This window comes from Rhizobium leguminosarum bv. viciae USDA 2370 (assembly GCF_002008365.1).
In the GTDB taxonomy this organism is placed as follows: Bacteria; Pseudomonadota; Alphaproteobacteria; order Rhizobiales; family Rhizobiaceae; genus Rhizobium; species Rhizobium leguminosarum.
On record NZ_MRDL01000036.1, the window covers coordinates 388,169 to 403,395 of the forward strand.

Consider the following 15,227-nt stretch of genomic DNA (forward strand, 5'->3'; position numbering starts at 1 on the left):
CTGGGGGGGCGGCTTTCGGGCCACCCCTTTTCATTCCCGCATTCGCCTCTTGCGCAATGGCTGATCTCAGGCTAACAATTTTTCCATGATCAAGTCCTTGAACATTGCAGTTTGGTGGTGGGTTCGCTAAGGCGGCCTCGACCAATCGTGTTCAAAGACGACGAGTGAGCCGCCCGAAACTTCGAGGCGGCTTTTTTTGTTTTATGGCCGCCTGTCGTCCGGGCCCCGATAACGGAGTGGAACAATGGTAACGATCCTGCGGGATGATGGTGCGGAAATCTACGAGACCAAAGGCGGCATATCAGTCACGCGGCAGCGGCGGGCGATCCCCTACGGCGATGCGGTCTCTTCCTATGTCGACAAGCTCGACGAGCGCCGCGGTGCGGTGTTTTCGTCGAACTACGAATATCCGGGCCGCTATACGCGCTGGGATACCGCCGTCGTCGATCCGCCGCTCGGCATCTCTTCCTTCGGGCGCGACGTCTGGATCGAGGCCTATAATGAACGCGGCGAGGTAATCCTCGGCTTCGTGACCGAGCGGCTGAAGACGGTGTCCGACATCGTGCTCGGCGCTTCTTCCGCCCGTCGCCTCGACCTCACCGTCAAGACGCCGGACCGGGTGTTTACCGAGGAAGAGCGCTCGAAGATGCCGACGGTCTTCACCGTGCTGCGCGCCGTCACCGACCTGTTTTATTCGCAGGCGGATGCGAGCCTCGGGTTCTACGGCGCCTTCGGATACGACATCGCCTTCCAGTTCGACGCGATCGATCTGAAGCTGACGCGACCCTCCGACCAGCGCGACATGGTGCTCTACCTGCCGGACGAGATCCTCGTCGTCGACAACTACGCCGCCAAGGCCTGGGTCGACCGTTACGACTTCGAAAAAGACGGCGTGACGACCGAGGGCAAGGCCCAGCATATCGCAGCGGAGCCCTTCAAACACACGGATGCCATTCCGCCGAAGAGCGATCACCGGCCAGGCGAATATGCCGAGCTCGTCACCAAGGCGAAGGAAAGTTTCCGCAAGGGCGACCTCTTCGAAGTCGTGCCCGGGCAGAAATTCATGGAGCGTTGCGACAGCAAGCCGTCCGACATTTCCAAGCGGCTGAAGGCGATCAATCCGTCGCCCTATTCCTTCTTCATCAATCTCGGCCATCAGGAATATCTGGTTGGCGCCTCGCCCGAAATGTTCGTGCGCGTTTCCGGCCGTCGCATCGAGACCTGCCCGATTTCGGGCACGATCAAGCGCGGTGACGATCCGATCGCCGACAGCGAGCAGATCCTGAAGCTCCTGAATTCGAAGAAGGACGAGTCCGAGCTCACCATGTGCTCGGATGTCGACCGCAACGACAAAAGCCGTGTCTGCGAGCCGGGTTCGGTCAAGGTGATCGGCCGCCGGCAGATCGAGATGTATTCGCGCCTCATCCACACGGTCGACCATATCGAAGGGCGGCTGCGCGACGACATGGACGCTTTCGACGGTTTTCTCAGCCACGCCTGGGCCGTCACCGTTACCGGCGCCCCGAAGCTCTGGGCGATGCGCTTCATCGAGAGCCATGAAAAAAGCCCACGCGCCTGGTATGGTGGGGCGATCGGCATGGTCGGCTTCAATGGCGACATGAACACCGGCCTGACGCTGCGCACCGTGCGCATCAAGGACGGTATCGCCGAGGTGCGCGCCGGTGCGACGCTGCTCAACGATTCCATTCCTGACGAAGAAGAAGCCGAAACAGAACTGAAGGCCTCTGCCATGCTTTCCGCCATCCGAGACGCCAAGACCGGCAATTCCGGCAGGGTCCAGCGCGACGTCGCGAGCGTCGGCAAGGGCGTCAGCATCCTGCTCGTCGATCACGAGGACAGCTTCGTCCACACGCTCGCCAATTACTTCCGCCAGACGGGGGCGACGGTTTCGACCGTGCGCACGCCGGTGCCGGAGGAAATCTTCGACAGGCTGAACCCGGACCTCGTCGTGCTGTCACCCGGACCCGGAACGCCCAAGGATTTCGACTGCAAGGCGACGATCAAGAAGGCGCGGGCGCGCAACCTGCCGATCTTCGGTGTCTGCCTCGGTCTGCAGGCGATCGCCGAAGCCTACGGCGGGGAACTGCGCCATCTGGCGCTGCCGATGCACGGCAAGCCGTCGCGCATCCGCGTGCTGGAGCCAGGCATCGTCTTCTCCGGCCTTGCCAAGGAGGTGACGGTTGGTCGCTATCACTCGATCTTTGCCGATCCCTCGACGCTGCCGCGCGAGTTCATCATCACGGCGGAAAGCGACGATGGCACGATCATGGGCATCGAACATGCCAAGGAGCCAATCGCCGCGGTGCAGTTTCATCCGGAATCGATCATGACGCTCGGTGGCGATGCCGGGATGCGGATGATCGAAAATGTCGTGGCGCATCTGGCACGCAAGGTGAAGACGAAGGCTGCGTGACCGCAATTTCGCCTGGCCCTTCCTCCTGTGGGAAGGGCCGGCCATTGGGCCGTCGGGCCGCGACTTGACTTCTTCCGGCAAATCAGAACATTTCAGGAACGATCAATTGGAACCTATCGCCGTGGCCAATGCTGAAAAGTTCATCGTTCTCCCTTACCGCAAGAACCGTGGCAATCTCGTGCCCGGCGAAATGCGCCAGGCATCGAACTCCGTCAGCGCGGAAAAGATCGCTTCGGCGATGGCTGAGCGTTTCGTCGGCGTGGCCGCCTATGCCGTGATCGTCGACGAGGAAACCGGCGACATGTCGTCGCCGCGATTGCTTGCACGATATGGCGAGATTGCCGATCTCAACGCCGCCTGAGGCGCCGTTTTCACCATGGAGACGTCGCTCTACCTGCCGGTCAAAGCCTTCCTGGAGGCGGCCGGTTATGTCGTGAAGGGCGAGGTCGGCGGATGCGATCTCGTCGGCTTGAGCGGTGCCGAACCGCCGGTCGTGGTGGTCTGCGAATTGAAACTCTCCTTCAACCTCGAACTGCTTCTCCAGGCGGTCGATCGCGCGGCGTTGAGCGATGAAGTCTGGGTTGCGGCCCGCGTTTCCGCCAAGGGCCGCGGGCGAGAGGCCGATAGACGCTACCGTGATCTCTGCCGAAGGCTCGGTATCGGCATGCTCGGCGTCTCCGATGGGGGCGAGGTCAGCGTCATCGTCAGTTCCGTCTCGCCGATGCCGCGCACCAATCCGAAACGGCGCTCGCGCCTCGTCAAGGAGCATCAGCGCCGCCGTGGGGATCCCGCCGTCGGTGGTGGCTCGCGGGCGCCGATCATGACCGCCTATCGCCAACAGGCGCTGCTCTGTGCTTCAGCACTCGCCCAGGGACTGGTGCGGCCGCGGGATATGAAGGCGCTTACGCCCAAGGCCGGCTCGATCCTGCGTGACAACGTCTACGGATGGTTCGAACGCGTGGACAAGGGCGTCTACGCCCTGACGTCTGTAGGGCAGGCTGCTCTTTTGCGCTGGCCGCAATCTTTGCTCTCCGACCCCGCTCCTTGAGCCGCGCTGTACCGGGCATCGGGATCGCTCGTTGGGGCTGTTTTCCGGCCGGGGACGGTAACGCCTGTGAAGGGCGTGTCATTCCCCTTTGACAAATCCTCCATCATCGCCCATATCACCCTCAACTGAACCGCCTGCGCGACATTCGCGTGGGCGGTTTTGCGTTTCAACGGCTTAGATGCTGCAATTCATTCGCAACCGCAGGGGGACGATATGAGTGACAACGGCGATCTTACGGTTCGGAAGCTGGCGATGTGGGGGATTCCACTGTCGCTCGGCGTCATGGGTCTGAAGATGGTGGCGTGGTGGGTTACCGGGTCGGTGGCGCTGCTGTCGGACGGGCTCGAATCGTCGGTCAACGTCGCTGCCGCCTTCATCGCCTTCTTCGTGATCCGCTATGCGCAGAAGCCGGCCGATCACGATCACCCCTTCGGCCATCATAAGGCGGAATATCTGTCTGCCGTGACCGAGGGCGTGCTGATCGTCGTCGCTGCCCTGCTGATCGTCGACGAAGCCGTCGGTTATCTCGCCGAGCCGCGCATGCTGGACGCACCTGTGCTCGGGCTTGCGATCAATTTCGCGGCCGGTGTCATCAATGCGGTCTGGGCGCGGTTGCTGATCAGAACCGGACGCAGGCATCGCTCCGCAGCGCTGACGGCGGATGGACAGCACATCATGTCCGACGTGGTGACCTCTGTCGGCGTGCTCGTCGGTCTGCTGCTGGCGCTGGCAACGGGCTATGCGATCTTCGACCCGGTGCTTGCCATTCTCGTTGCCGTCAACATCCTCTATCAGGGCTGGAAGGTGATCTCGCAATCGATTGGCGGGCTAATGGACCAGGCGGTGGAGCCGCAGGAGGAAGAAGCGATCAAGCAGGCGATTGCCACCCATGCGGCGGGTTCGATCGGCGTGCACGACCTGAAAACGAGGCGGGCAGGCACCGTCACCTTCATCGATTTTCACATGGTGGTGCCCGGTGGGATGTCCGTGCGGCAGGCGCATGATATATGCGACCGCCTTGAGGATGCCATCAGGGCAGTGCACGAGGGCGCCACTATCGCAATTCATGTGGAGCCGGAGGGCGAAAAGGCTCACGGCATCCGCGTCAAAGTCGTCAAGGAGGCATAATGCCGAGTACCGATGTTTCCAGCCTGTCGATGCTGGGTCAGCAGACCGAAACCGCGCAATCGCCGGAGGAGGCGGTGCTTGAAAAAGTGCCGTCCAACCATGCCGGCACCGATTACGTCGTGCGCTTCACCGCGCCGGAATTCACCTCGCTCTGCCCGATGACCGGGCAGCCGGATTTCGCCCATATGGTCATCGACTACATTCCGGGCGAATGGCTGGTGGAATCGAAGTCGCTGAAGCTCTTCCTGCATTCCTTCCGCAATCACGGCGCTTTCCACGAGGATTGCTCGATCTACATCGCCAAGCGCATCGTCGAACTGCTCGATCCCCGGTGGCTGAGGATCGGCGCCTACTGGTATCCGCGTGGCGGCATTCCGATCGACGTCTTCTGGCAGACGGGCAAGCCGCCGGAAGGCGTGTGGCTGCCGGAACAGGGCGTTGCCAGCTATCGCGGCCGTGGGTGAATTGCGTTCGGGCGCAGCCCGAGCAATCGATCCAGTGAATCGATTGCAGCAGCGAACGCCCTGAGCCCAAGCGAAGGGCCGGGCGACGGTGCGGCAATGGTAAAGCCAACGGCCGCCCATTCTTTGGCCGCTAGATCTCACACATCCGTAACGTCGTCGCTGGACGAGTCGTCGGCGTAATCGTCGCCGTCGTCGTAATCGGCCTGCTGCACGTTGGCGTTGTCGTCGTCCTTGTCGCCGGCGTTATCGGAGGCCTGGCGGGTGTCGTCATTGCCGTAATAGTTGTTGATGACGGTTTCCTCTGTGGGGGCGCTGGCATTGCCGAAGGGATTGGCGCCGAAGGGCGAGCCCCAGCCGAGCGAGGACATGTGGTTGCCGAAGATGCCGCTCAGCGAATTGGCAAGCAGCATGCCGCCGGCAACGCCCGCTGCCGTGCCGAGTGCGCCGCGCAGGAAGCTGCCGCCGGCCGACGGCGCATAGGCCTGCTGGCTCCAGGGGCCGGTCGGCTGTTGTGGCGTCTGGCGGACATTGCCGTCGCGGGGATCGTCATAGCTGCGGGACTGGCCCCAAGGACCGGGGTTGGACGGAACGGGGGCCGGCTGCTGCGTCTGGGTGTTGCCGAAGATCGAGCTCAGGAAGCCGCCGCCCTGTTCGGCCTGGCGGTGCTCGCTCACGCCGGCTTCCAGCTGGCGAACATGCTCCTCGAGTTCCTTGATGTGGTTGGCGGCCGCCTCCAGCCCCTTTTCTTGAACAATGACGGCCTGGGCCAGATAATAGGTGGCCGACGGCTGCTCACGCGTCGCTTGGTCGATCAGGGCTTCGGCGTCGCGGTCGCGCGGCGTGGCTGCGGCGGTGCGCACGCGGTCGAAGAGGGCGGTCAGCAATTGGCGTTCTTCGGGTGACATTGTCCTGCCTCCTAATGATCTGATGCGGCATTTGCCGCGTGAGGCTGAGGTAGGAACGGATTTAGGCTTTTCAAAGCCTTTCGCCGTTACAATTCAGTAAGGCTTGCAGAACCGCGCGCGGCTTCTTAAGGATATCTCCATCGCTTCGGTGCCTTGTGTTTTTCCCGCATTGTTTTAGGCATTGAGTCGCACTATGTGCGAGGAACCCGAATTCATCTCCAAGAGGTTCGAATGAACGACGAAGACCAGGACGACAAGACGAAGGAACTGCCGCTCGGCAAGGAAACGGAGGCGAATCTTTTCAAGTCGCGTTCGATCTTCATCTACGGACCGATCAATCAGGAATTGGCGCAGAAGGTCTGCTCGCAGCTTGTGGCGCTTGCTGCTGCCAGCGACGAGGACATCCGCATCTATGTCAATTCGCCCGGCGGCCACGTCGAATCCGGCGATTCCATTCATGACATGATCAAGTTCATCAAGCCGAAGGTCTGGATGATCGGCACCGGTTGGGTCGCCTCCGCCGGCGCACTGATCTATGTCGCCACTCCGAAGGAGCGGCGCCTGTGCCTGCCGAACACGCGCTTCCTGCTGCATCAGCCCTCCGGCGGCACGCGCGGCATGGCATCCGACATCGAAATCCAGGCGCGCGAGATCATCAAGATGAACGAGCGTCTGAACAGGATCATGGCAGCGGCCACCGGCCAGCCGCTCGACAAGATCGACAAGGATACGGATCGCGACTACTGGCTTTCGGCCGAAGAGGCGAAGGAATATGGCCTCGTTTCACGGATCGTGACGTCGCAGGCCGATATCTGAGTTTTCTCAGCCAAAACTGCAAGAACCCGCCCTTGCCTGCCGATCGCAGGTGAGGGCGTTCTGTTTTCGGATAGTGCTAGCGGCAAGGTCTGAACGGAAAGCAATGAATCCGGACTTGCGCCTTCGACAACCATCATGCTCCATGCGCCATTCGCGCAGCTCGAGTCCCGCCATGCTCAAAGATTTTTCCGTCCAAGCCCTGTTCATGGGGTTGCTGACCGCCTTCGTCGGTTCCGCCAGCTCCTTCGCCGTTGTGCTGCACGGGCTGCAGGCGGTCGGCGCTACGGATGTACAGGCGGCTTCCGGGCTGATGGCATTGTCGATTTCCATGGGCGTCTGCGCGATCGTGCTAAGTGCCGTGACCCGATTGCCGGTCAGCATCGCCTGGTCGACACCGGGTGCCGCACTGCTGGCAAGTACCGGGGCGGTCGAGGGCGGCTTCAATGCGGCGGTCGGGGCATTCCTGATCTGTGCTATGCTGATTATCGTTGCGGGACTGTTCAAGCCGCTAGGGCGGGCGGTTGCCGCCATTCCGGCACCACTCGCCAATGCGATGCTTGCCGGTGTGCTGATCGGCCTCTGCTTCGCGCCGGTGAAGGCGATCGGCTTCAATCCGCTGTTCGGCCTGCCGATCGTCGTCGCCTGGATCGTCGTCGGCGCCTTCAAGCGGCTTTGGGCGGTGCCGGCAGCACTCGCGGCGTTCGTGCTGGTGCTCGCCTTCGGCGTCGATATCCCCGACGATGCGCTCGGCTCGCTGGAACAATCACTGGTGCCGACGGTGGAGATCGTCCGGCCGGTGTTCAATCTTGCCGGCCTCATCTCGATCGCGCTGCCGCTCTTCATCGTCACCATGGCCTCGCAGAACATTCCGGGTATCGCGGTGCTGAAGGTCAACCACTACGATCCAAAGCCCGGTCCGCTCTTTGCCGTCACCGGCTTCTTCTCGCTGCTGTCGGCGCCGTTCGGCGGCCACGCGGTCAATCTGGCAGCCATCACCGCGGCAATGTGCGCCGGACAGGACGCCCATGCCGATCCGAAGCGGCGCTATTGGGCGTCACTGATCGCCGGCGTCGGTTATATCATTCTCGGGCTGCTCGCCGGCGCGGTGACGGCCTTCGTCGCGCTCGCACCTTCGATCCTGATCGAGGCGGTAGCGGGGCTGGCGCTGGTCGGAGCCTTCTCGTCCTCGGCAATGTCGGCCTTCCAGGCGCCGGACTCGCGAGAGGCGGCGGCAATCACCTTCCTTGTCACCGCCTCCGGCATTTCCTTCGGCGGCATTTCCGGTGCCTTCTGGGGCCTGATCGCGGGTGGGCTGATGCTGGCGCTGTCGCGGTTGGTGAAGATTTGGAAAGACCGAGCTCAGTCGAGGTAACGGAAGGTCGTTGTGCTCTCCAAATGCCGGATTCTGGCGCTTTCAAGCAGCTCCGCCGGCAATAGCTGGGCAGTTCGTCGAATGTTGGCGGCCACCAAAAGCCGGCCAAGGACTTGCCAGCTTTACCGTCCGAGGCTATAAGCGCGGGCATGAAGACCACTGGCGCCAGAATTTCTGACACGATTACACGCGGCCGCATCGCCCTGCGTGACAATACGCGCGCCCTGACCTCGCTTCTTCTCCTCGGCCTTACGCGCGGTTGCCGGGTCCTTTGAGGAGCGCCCGGCGGCCGAAAGCCCGCCCGGCCATCGCTCCTCGCGACTCACTTTCAAAATTGACCTAACGACCGACAAGGTCCGCATTTGTTTATCGCCAAGCCCGACGTGATCGGCTAAGAGCGGGCAAATGCCGGGACGAGGAGACGATACGATGGACGCGAAGACGCAATCTTCCCAAAATAAGGTGGCCTCCACAAACAAGACGGCCCCCGCAAAAGGCATGCCCGACGCCGCCGTGAAATACCGGGCCTATCCGCAGGTGAACATTCCCGACCGCACATGGCCGACGAAGACCATTACCAAGGCACCGGTCTGGTGCTCGGTCGACCTGCGCGACGGCAACCAGGCGCTCGTCGACCCGATGGGCCACGATCGCAAGGCGCGCATGTTCCAACTGCTGATCGAGATGGGCTTCAAGGAAATCGAGATCGGGTTCCCCTCGGCTTCGCAGACCGATTTTGACTTTGCCCGCTGGTGCGTGGAGGAGGGCAATGTGCCCGACGACGTCTCCCTGCAGGTATTGGTACAGTGCCGCCCGGAACTCATCACCCGTACCTTCGAAGCACTGGAAGGCGCAAATCGGCCGATCGTGCACTTCTACAACTCCACCAGCGAGTTGCAGCGCCGCGTCGTCTTCGCCAAGGATGTGCGGGGGATCAAGCAGATCGCCGTCGATGCCGCCAAGATGATCACCGATATGGCCACGAAGGCCGGCGGCGGTTACCGTTTCGAATATTCGCCGGAGAGCTTTACCGGCACCGAACTCGATGTGGCGCTGGAGATCTGCAATGCCGTCATCGAGGTCGTCAAGCCGACGCCCGATAACAAGCTGATCATCAACCTGCCGTCCACCGTCGAGATGGCGACGCCGAACGTCTATGCCGACCAGATCGAATGGATGTGCCGCAACCTCGACAATCGTGAGAACCTGATCGTTTCCCTGCATCCGCATAACGATCGCGGCACCGGCATCGCTGCTGCCGAACTGGCATTGCTGGCAGGTGCCGACCGCGTCGAAGGCACGCTGTTCGGCAATGGCGAGCGTACCGGCAATGTCGACATGGTGACGATGGCGCTGAACATGTTCACGCAGGGCGTCGATCCCGAGATCGACTGCTCGAATATCGAGCGCATCAAGGAAGTGTTCGAATATTCGAACCAGATGGCGATCGGCGAGCGTCATCCTTACGTCGGCGAGCTGGTCTACACCGCCTTTTCCGGCTCGCATCAGGATGCGATCAACAAGGGTATGAAGGCAGCACAGGTCGCCAATCATCCCGTGTGGGAAGTCCCGTACCTGCCGATCGACCCGCGTGATGTCGGTCGTTCCTACGAGGCGATCATCCGCATCAACTCGCAGTCCGGCAAGGGCGGCATCGCCTATATCCTGCAACAGGATTACGGGCTGAACCTGCCGCGCAACCTGCAGGTGGAATTCCGCGAAGATATCCAGCGCATCACCGACGTAGAGGGTAAAGAGCTTCCGTCCCGGCGCATCTATGACCGCTTCATCGAGCGCTACGTGACGCAGCCGGAAGGGCGCCTGCGCTTCGTCGACCATCACACCTATCCTGACACTGAGCACAAGGGCCAGCGGATCGTCGCAGCCGAGATCACCGACAATGGGGATATCAAGCGCATCGAAGGGCGCGGCAACGGTCCGATCGACGGCTTCATCAACGCGCTGTCGCATTATCTCGGCATCGAGATGTCGGTCGAGGACTATTCCGAGCATTCGCTCCAGCATGGCTCGAACGCAGCGGCGATCTCCTACGTCGAGACCTCCTATCCCGGTGGCAAACTTTTCGGCGCGGGCATCAATACCAACATCGTCGCAGCTTCGCTGGAGGCGATCGTCTCGGCCGCCAACCGCGTGCTCGACGTGAAGGCTGGCAAGGCCTGATTTCGGCAGGTCTCAGGCCGCGATCGCACTACTGCATAATTCCTTAGATCGGAATCGATTCAAGGATAAAATTATGCAGCAATTCAAAATGTTACAGCGCCCTTTGCGCGTCTGAAAAGACGCGCGGCGCTGTAGCGCTGCGCGGCCTGACGATGCAGTCGGCGATCTCGTCGGCCTCGTCGCGCGCCTCGGCGTGCCGCTGACCCCATTGGCAGAGCGCCAGCAACACCGGTTCGAGACCGAGGCCGAGTTCGGTCGCGCTGTATTCGACGCGGCCGGGGACTTCGGCGAAGATCTGGCGGGCGACCAGCCCGTGCTCCTCCATCTCGCGCAGCTGCTGGATCAGCACCTTCTGGGTGATGGCGGGCATCATCCGCTTCAGCTCCGACAGACGCTTCGGGCCGGAGAAGACGTAGTAGAGGATGACTGGCTTCCAGCGCCCCGAGATCACCTTGAGCGCGCGTTCGACCGGCAGTTCCGGCAGTCTTTTCATCGGCTCAGCCATGGTCACCTCCTGGTGGGTAGGGCACGAAAGAGTGTGTATTTTTGCCTGATATCCTATTGCTAAACCTGCCCCACGCCAATCAGACGTGAGGTTCATCTGCCATGAAAGCCGTTCAATTCACTCGCTTCGGTCCGCCCGATGTCCTCGAGCTCGTGGAACTGCCGGTTCCCGAGCCGGGCCCGAGCGAGGTTCTCATCCGCGTTCACGCGGCGGGTGTCAACTTCTTCGAGGTGTTGATGCGGGCCGACCGCTATGCCGCAACGCCTGACCTGCCGATGTTTCCCGGTGTCGAGGTCGCGGGTATAATCGAGCGAGCAGGGCCTGGTGCCGACCGCTCGCTGATTGGCACGCGGGTTGCCGTTCCTCTCTTTGCGATCGGGCGCGGTTCGGGCGGTTATGCCGAGTTCGCCGCGGTCGATGGCGGGGCGGTGGTGCCGCTGCCCGACGCGGTCTCCTTCGAGGCGGCTGCCGCGCTGATGGTGCAGGGGTTGACGGCGCTGCACCTCCTACGCCGCAGTCCCGTGAAAGGCAAAATCGTTCTCGTCAACGCAGCAGCCGGGGGTGTTGGTTCTCTGCTCCTGCAACTGGCGAGGCGCGACGCGGCGAAGATGGTGATCGCAGCGGCGAGCAGTGACGAAAAGAGGGCGCTTTCCCTATCTCTCGGCGCCGATCATGCGGCCGATTATACGGCGCCCGGCTGGCAGGAGGACGTCAAGAGGCTGACCGGAGGGCTCGGCGTGGATATCATCTATGAAACCGTCGGCGGGGCGTTTTCACGGGCGGCGCTCGATGTGCTGGCGCCTTGCGGCGAGCTGGTGCTGGCGGCGATGGGGCGGTTTGGGCTTGAGGCGGCCGATGTCGAGCACATGCTTGATGACAATCAGTCAATCAAGGGATTTTCGCTATTGCCGCTGCTGACGCCTGAGGGTGTGCGGGAGGATCTTGCCGCGCTCTTCGAGCTTGCCGCAGCGGGCGCCTTGACGGTTACCGACGGCGGTCGTTTCCCACTGCATCAAGCGGCGGAAGCGCATCGCGCCATCGAGGAGCGGAGGGCGGTCGGCAAGGTGGTGCTGGTGCCTTAAGTCAAAGAAGGCGAGCACGACGTCGTGCGAAACCGCTCGTCATCATGCTCCGGCAATCAGATCGCGGTGGCGATCTCCATGGCAAGCTGGCCGAGCGTTGCTTCGGCGGAAGGGCCGGCGAGCACGTAGGAGGTGCCGGCATTGTGCCAGGTCACGAGGCCGATCTCGTCCTTGATCGTTTCCTTGAAGTCGTCGGTCTCCGGCGGCTGCGCGTCCTTGCGGAAGCAAATGGAGATGATGTCGCCATCGGCATTCGAATAGACGAGCTGCCCGACAGGGCGGCTGTCGCCGAGGATGACGCGCGCGCCCTGGAAGGTCCAGGCTTCTGCGCTCAGATCCGGCACGCGGAAGGGCACGCCGATCGCGGTCGTCAGCCAACTGGAAATTTCCTCGGCCTGCGAGGCGGGCACTTCGACGAGATGGCGGGGCTGGCGGATCAGCAGGCGCTGATAGGCGGTGACGTCGCCGAGCCAGTCGTTGGTATTGGCCGGAGCCGGATTGGTGGTGGCCGTGGTGGCAATCTCGTCGGCATCCGGGGCGGTGCCGACGAAATAGCCGATACCGCAACCGACGGCAAAGAGAATGAGGGCGGCGGCCAGCGCCTGCGGGCCGCTCGGCGCCAGTTTCACTTGCGGGCGCGTGGCGCGCTGGGCGATCGACGTTTTCGGCGGTTGCGTGCTCTTGATGGAACGGACGAGGGCGAGCGGCACCGGCTCCTTCAGGATATCGTCCAGGCGGCGGCGGCCGAAATCAGCCCCGTGGCGCAGCTTCTCATGCAGCCGGCGCGCATTCTCGTCGCTTGCCAGACGCTGCTCCAGTTCGTGCCGCTGTTCGGGCGAAACTTCGCCATCGAGAAGGGCGGTGAGCTGGGCTTCGAGCGGCAGTTTCCTAAGATCGAGCAAATTCAGAACCTGTGGATCGGGTGGGTGCCGGCAAGCCCGGCAAATTGCAGCCTTGCGGTGGCGAGTTGCGAGACGACGTTTGCCACCGGAATGCCCATGATGTCGGCCGCCTGCTGGTAGCTGTGGCCTTCGACGTCGACAAGCAGGAACATGCTGGAAACGCCATCCGGCATATCGGAAATCATGTGATGGATGGTGTCGGGATCGACCGCGGCCGAGCGTTCACGCGCGGCCTCGCGAATATCGGTGACGTTGCCGCGGACGGAAGCCTTAGGCTTGCGCTTGCGGTTGTCGTCGGTCCATTGCTGGCGGGCAAGCGTGTAGATCCAGCTTTCCAGCCGGCCTTCGCCGCTCCATTGATGACCTTTGGCGATGGCGCGCTGACAGACGGACTGAACGAGTTCATCGGCCACAGCAACCTCACCCGCGAGCGTGATCGCGAAGCGGCGGAGGCGGGGCAGGAGGCCGACGAGATCACGCCGGAGATCGATGGTCGTTGCGGGCTGACGCATTGTCTATCCAAGAAGCATTCACAATGGTTTCGCGGTCGAAGGGTTCACCCTCGGCGCGAAGCCGACATGGTTGGCGCCGGCGATACATGTGCTTTATGAAACAAGTCTCCTGCACTTCGCAAGCATCCGGTCGTCTTCATCCCTCTTTCCCAAGGGATTTTCGTATTGTGGCCCGCAAAGCTTGCGTCAATATGTCTTGTAGCCGTTCAAGCTTTGCAGCAGAGCGCGATAGGCCCAGGTGCCTTCGCCGCCGCGATCACGGATTTCGACCAGCTGGACGCGGGCGCCCTGGATATCTCCCTGTTCCACCAGCGCCATGCCCATGTAGGAGCGAGCGAGGATGTAATTCTCATCCGCCTGCAGCGCCTTGCGGTAGTAGGACATGCCGAGCTCCATGCGGCCGGCCTTGCGGTTGGCGTAGCCGAGATAGTTCAGGATGCGCGGGTCGTTCTGGTTGCGGGCGAGATTGAGCACGGTGATGGCGTTGTCATACTGGCCGGCATAGGCAAACTCGCGGGCGAACTTATAGAGATCGTCGTCGTTGAAGCTGCTCTTCTTCGGGTTGACACATTCCTTCTTGGCCTTGTCCCAGACCTTGCCGCCGGTGCAGGTCTTGGTCGTCTGGGTCTTCGGCGGCGGATTGGTGTCATCGTTGTTGTCGCCGACCGCGAAAGCGGCCGTGGCGAAGCCGAAGGCAAAGCCGGCGGCGAGCGAAAGTCTGGACAGGTGACGGAAAGAAGAAGTCATCGGCACGCTCCGTTCTCAGGCAATGCAGTTGCTCGAATTGTACGCTTACCACTAAAAATACCAAGAGGGTAAGCAACCTCCACGGCAAATGTTGCAGCGGTGGCCGGATCTCCTCGCAGATCGATTCAAGTGCTGCATAAATAGAGTCCGGACCCGGCGCTAAGGTGCGAAAATATTGGCACTTTCCGGCATCACCGCGTCGCCGGCCCTGTTGAGGCTGAAGCGCTCGCCGCTGAGCTCCCAGGCGCCGGGAGAGCCGTCGATGGAGAAGAGGTTGTAGGCGGCGGGCGGCTTGATGCTGCCCGGTCCCTGCGAGGCTGACGCGATGCCGACGACCGGCACTGGCTGCACCTGGCCGCGCAGCCAATGCAGCGTGTTCAGGTGCGTATGGCCGTGTAGCACGAGTTCGGCGCCGCCCGTCGAAATCACGGCAGCGAAGCGGCGGATGCCGATCATCCGTTTGTAGAAGGCCGTGGCGCCGCGGATCGGCGGGTGATGGATCATGACGACGCGGAAGAGACCGGCTTCGCCAGCCGCACGCAGTATGTTGACAGTATCGCGGGCCTGTCGCGCGCCGAAAAAGCCAGATGCGGCGAAAGGAGGGGTGGCGACCGCCGTCGAACAGCCGACAATCGCGACTTTGCCGCGGACGCGCAGATAGGGGAAGATATGGCGGTCGTCCTGCCATTGCGGCGGGGCCAGATCGCCGCGGACATAGTCGTACCACGCGCGCATCGACTTCTCATAGGCGCCTGGCACATAGGCGTCATGATTGCCGGGAACGACTGACGTGTTCGCGGGATCGCCGAGCGCGCGCAGCCATGCGGCCGCAGCGCGGATCTCAATGCCGCTCGCCAGATTGACGAGGTCGCCGGTGACGGCCACGTGATCGGTCTGATGGGCGCGGATGTCGTCGAGCAGCAGATCCAACGTGCTGCCGAAAAGGTGCTTGCGTCGATTTCGATGCCAGTTCACAAAGCCTGTTATGCGTTTTGAAAACAGCTCCTGAATGGAAAGACTGGGCAACGGCCCAAGGTGGACGTCGGAGATATGCGCGAGCTTGAACATGTTACGAGACATAGACCAGCTTATTGACAAATCAAACACATCGGGCGCGATGAAGAGCTGAAA

Annotated in this window: 15 protein-coding genes; 9 read left to right on the top strand and 6 right to left on the bottom strand. The window is 62.1% G+C overall.

Going from position 1 to position 15,227, the window contains the following annotated elements; all coding sequences use genetic code 11:
* Positions 1 to 244 precede the first annotated feature (244 nt).
* From BS629_RS16760 to queF, 5 genes are all read left to right on the top strand, one after another.
* Positions 245 to 2,434: an anthranilate synthase gene (locus BS629_RS16760; RefSeq protein WP_018243080.1), complete on the top strand. Its 2,190-nt coding sequence runs from the start codon at positions 245 to 247 to the stop codon at positions 2,432 to 2,434.
* 121 nt (positions 2,435 to 2,555) lie between these two features.
* A complete protein-coding gene (locus tag BS629_RS16765) occupies positions 2,556 to 2,795 on the top strand; it encodes a hypothetical protein (protein WP_003561395.1) in 240 nt (79 codons plus the stop codon).
* Between the two features lie 15 nt (positions 2,796 to 2,810).
* Complete coding sequence (locus BS629_RS16770; RefSeq protein ID WP_018243078.1) at positions 2,811 to 3,482, top strand: DUF2161 domain-containing phosphodiesterase; 672 nt, start codon at positions 2,811 to 2,813, stop codon at positions 3,480 to 3,482.
* 213 nt (positions 3,483 to 3,695) lie between these two features.
* Positions 3,696 to 4,610 carry a CDF family cation efflux transporter EmfA gene (gene emfA / locus BS629_RS16780; RefSeq protein ID WP_018243077.1) on the top strand — a complete coding sequence of 305 codons (915 nt, stop codon included), beginning with the start codon at positions 3,696 to 3,698 and terminating at the stop codon, positions 4,608 to 4,610.
* Positions 4,610 to 5,074 carry a preQ(1) synthase gene (gene queF / locus BS629_RS16785; protein WP_018243076.1) on the top strand — a complete coding sequence of 155 codons (465 nt, stop codon included), beginning with the start codon at positions 4,610 to 4,612 and terminating at the stop codon, positions 5,072 to 5,074. The genes emfA and queF overlap by 1 nt, the downstream gene beginning before the upstream one ends.
* Positions 5,075 to 5,211: 137 nt before the next feature.
* Here the strand turns inward: queF and BS629_RS16790 are convergent, their stop codons facing one another.
* Positions 5,212 to 5,979 carry a DUF2076 domain-containing protein gene (locus BS629_RS16790; RefSeq protein ID WP_018243075.1) on the bottom strand — a complete coding sequence of 256 codons (768 nt, stop codon included), beginning with the start codon at positions 5,977 to 5,979 and terminating at the stop codon, positions 5,212 to 5,214.
* Between the two features lie 231 nt (positions 5,980 to 6,210).
* Between BS629_RS16790 and BS629_RS16795 the strand changes: the two genes are divergently transcribed.
* The 3 genes from BS629_RS16795 to leuA all read left to right on the top strand — a co-directional run bounded on the left by BS629_RS16795 (position 6,211) and on the right by leuA (position 10,348).
* Positions 6,211 to 6,795 (top strand): ATP-dependent Clp protease proteolytic subunit, encoded by a 585-nt coding sequence (locus BS629_RS16795; RefSeq protein ID WP_003561390.1) that lies wholly within the window; start codon positions 6,211 to 6,213, stop codon positions 6,793 to 6,795.
* Positions 6,796 to 6,937: 142 nt separating this feature from the next.
* The gene (locus BS629_RS16800; RefSeq protein WP_018243074.1) at positions 6,938 to 8,167 is read left to right on the top strand and encodes a benzoate/H(+) symporter BenE family transporter; all 1,230 of its coding nucleotides are present in this window, start codon (positions 6,938 to 6,940) and stop codon (positions 8,165 to 8,167) included.
* A 429-nt stretch (positions 8,168 to 8,596) separates the two neighbouring features.
* Positions 8,597 to 10,348, top strand: coding sequence for a 2-isopropylmalate synthase (gene leuA, locus BS629_RS16805; RefSeq protein ID WP_018243073.1), 1,752 nt, complete (start codon positions 8,597 to 8,599; stop codon positions 10,346 to 10,348).
* Between the two features lie 91 nt (positions 10,349 to 10,439).
* On the opposite strand, the gene BS629_RS16810 is transcribed toward leuA, so the two are convergent.
* Positions 10,440 to 10,949: a winged helix-turn-helix transcriptional regulator gene (locus tag BS629_RS16810; RefSeq protein ID WP_018243072.1), complete on the bottom strand. Its 510-nt coding sequence runs from the start codon at positions 10,947 to 10,949 to the stop codon at positions 10,440 to 10,442.
* Positions 10,950 to 10,954: 5 nt separating this feature from the next.
* On the opposite strand from BS629_RS16810, the gene BS629_RS16815 reads away from it, so the two are divergent.
* Positions 10,955 to 11,935, top strand: coding sequence for a quinone oxidoreductase family protein (locus tag BS629_RS16815; protein ID WP_018243071.1), 981 nt, complete (start codon positions 10,955 to 10,957; stop codon positions 11,933 to 11,935).
* A gap of 56 nt (positions 11,936 to 11,991) precedes the next feature.
* On the opposite strand, the gene BS629_RS16820 is transcribed toward BS629_RS16815, so the two are convergent.
* The 4 genes from BS629_RS16820 to BS629_RS16835 form a co-directional block, all read right to left on the bottom strand.
* Positions 11,992 to 12,837, bottom strand: coding sequence for an anti-sigma factor family protein (locus BS629_RS16820; protein WP_018243070.1), 846 nt, complete (start codon positions 12,835 to 12,837; stop codon positions 11,992 to 11,994).
* 2 nt (positions 12,838 to 12,839) lie between these two features.
* Entirely contained in the window at positions 12,840 to 13,349 is a 510-nt protein-coding gene (locus BS629_RS16825) for an RNA polymerase sigma factor (RefSeq protein ID WP_018243069.1), read from the bottom strand.
* A gap of 186 nt (positions 13,350 to 13,535) precedes the next feature.
* Positions 13,536 to 14,096: a tetratricopeptide repeat protein gene (locus BS629_RS16830; RefSeq protein ID WP_018243068.1), complete on the bottom strand. Its 561-nt coding sequence runs from the start codon at positions 14,094 to 14,096 to the stop codon at positions 13,536 to 13,538.
* A gap of 159 nt (positions 14,097 to 14,255) precedes the next feature.
* Positions 14,256 to 15,164: a metallophosphoesterase family protein gene (locus BS629_RS16835; RefSeq protein ID WP_032980518.1), complete on the bottom strand. Its 909-nt coding sequence runs from the start codon at positions 15,162 to 15,164 to the stop codon at positions 14,256 to 14,258.
* Positions 15,165 to 15,227 lie beyond the last annotated feature (63 nt).

Coding starts and splice junctions, on each gene's coding strand:
- BS629_RS16760 (WP_018243080.1), top strand. CDS start 245: ATGGTAACGATCCTGCGGGATGATGGTGCGGAAATCTACGAGACCAAA.
- BS629_RS16770 (WP_018243078.1), top strand. CDS start 2,811: ATGGAGACGTCGCTCTACCTGCCGGTCAAAGCCTTCCTGGAGGCGGCC.
- emfA (WP_018243077.1), top strand. CDS start 3,696: ATGAGTGACAACGGCGATCTTACGGTTCGGAAGCTGGCGATGTGGGGG.
- queF (WP_018243076.1), top strand. CDS start 4,610: ATGCCGAGTACCGATGTTTCCAGCCTGTCGATGCTGGGTCAGCAGACC.
- BS629_RS16790 (WP_018243075.1), bottom strand. CDS start 5,979: ATGTCACCCGAAGAACGCCAATTGCTGACCGCCCTCTTCGACCGCGTG.
- BS629_RS16795 (WP_003561390.1), top strand. CDS start 6,211: ATGAACGACGAAGACCAGGACGACAAGACGAAGGAACTGCCGCTCGGC.
- BS629_RS16800 (WP_018243074.1), top strand. CDS start 6,938: ATGCGCCATTCGCGCAGCTCGAGTCCCGCCATGCTCAAAGATTTTTCC.
- leuA (WP_018243073.1), top strand. CDS start 8,597: ATGGACGCGAAGACGCAATCTTCCCAAAATAAGGTGGCCTCCACAAAC.
- BS629_RS16810 (WP_018243072.1), bottom strand. CDS start 10,949: ATGAACCTCACGTCTGATTGGCGTGGGGCAGGTTTAGCAATAGGATAT.
- BS629_RS16815 (WP_018243071.1), top strand. CDS start 10,955: ATGAAAGCCGTTCAATTCACTCGCTTCGGTCCGCCCGATGTCCTCGAG.
- BS629_RS16825 (WP_018243069.1), bottom strand. CDS start 13,349: ATGCGTCAGCCCGCAACGACCATCGATCTCCGGCGTGATCTCGTCGGC.
- BS629_RS16830 (WP_018243068.1), bottom strand. CDS start 14,096: ATGACTTCTTCTTTCCGTCACCTGTCCAGACTTTCGCTCGCCGCCGGC.
- BS629_RS16835 (WP_032980518.1), bottom strand. CDS start 15,164: ATGTTCAAGCTCGCGCATATCTCCGACGTCCACCTTGGGCCGTTGCCC.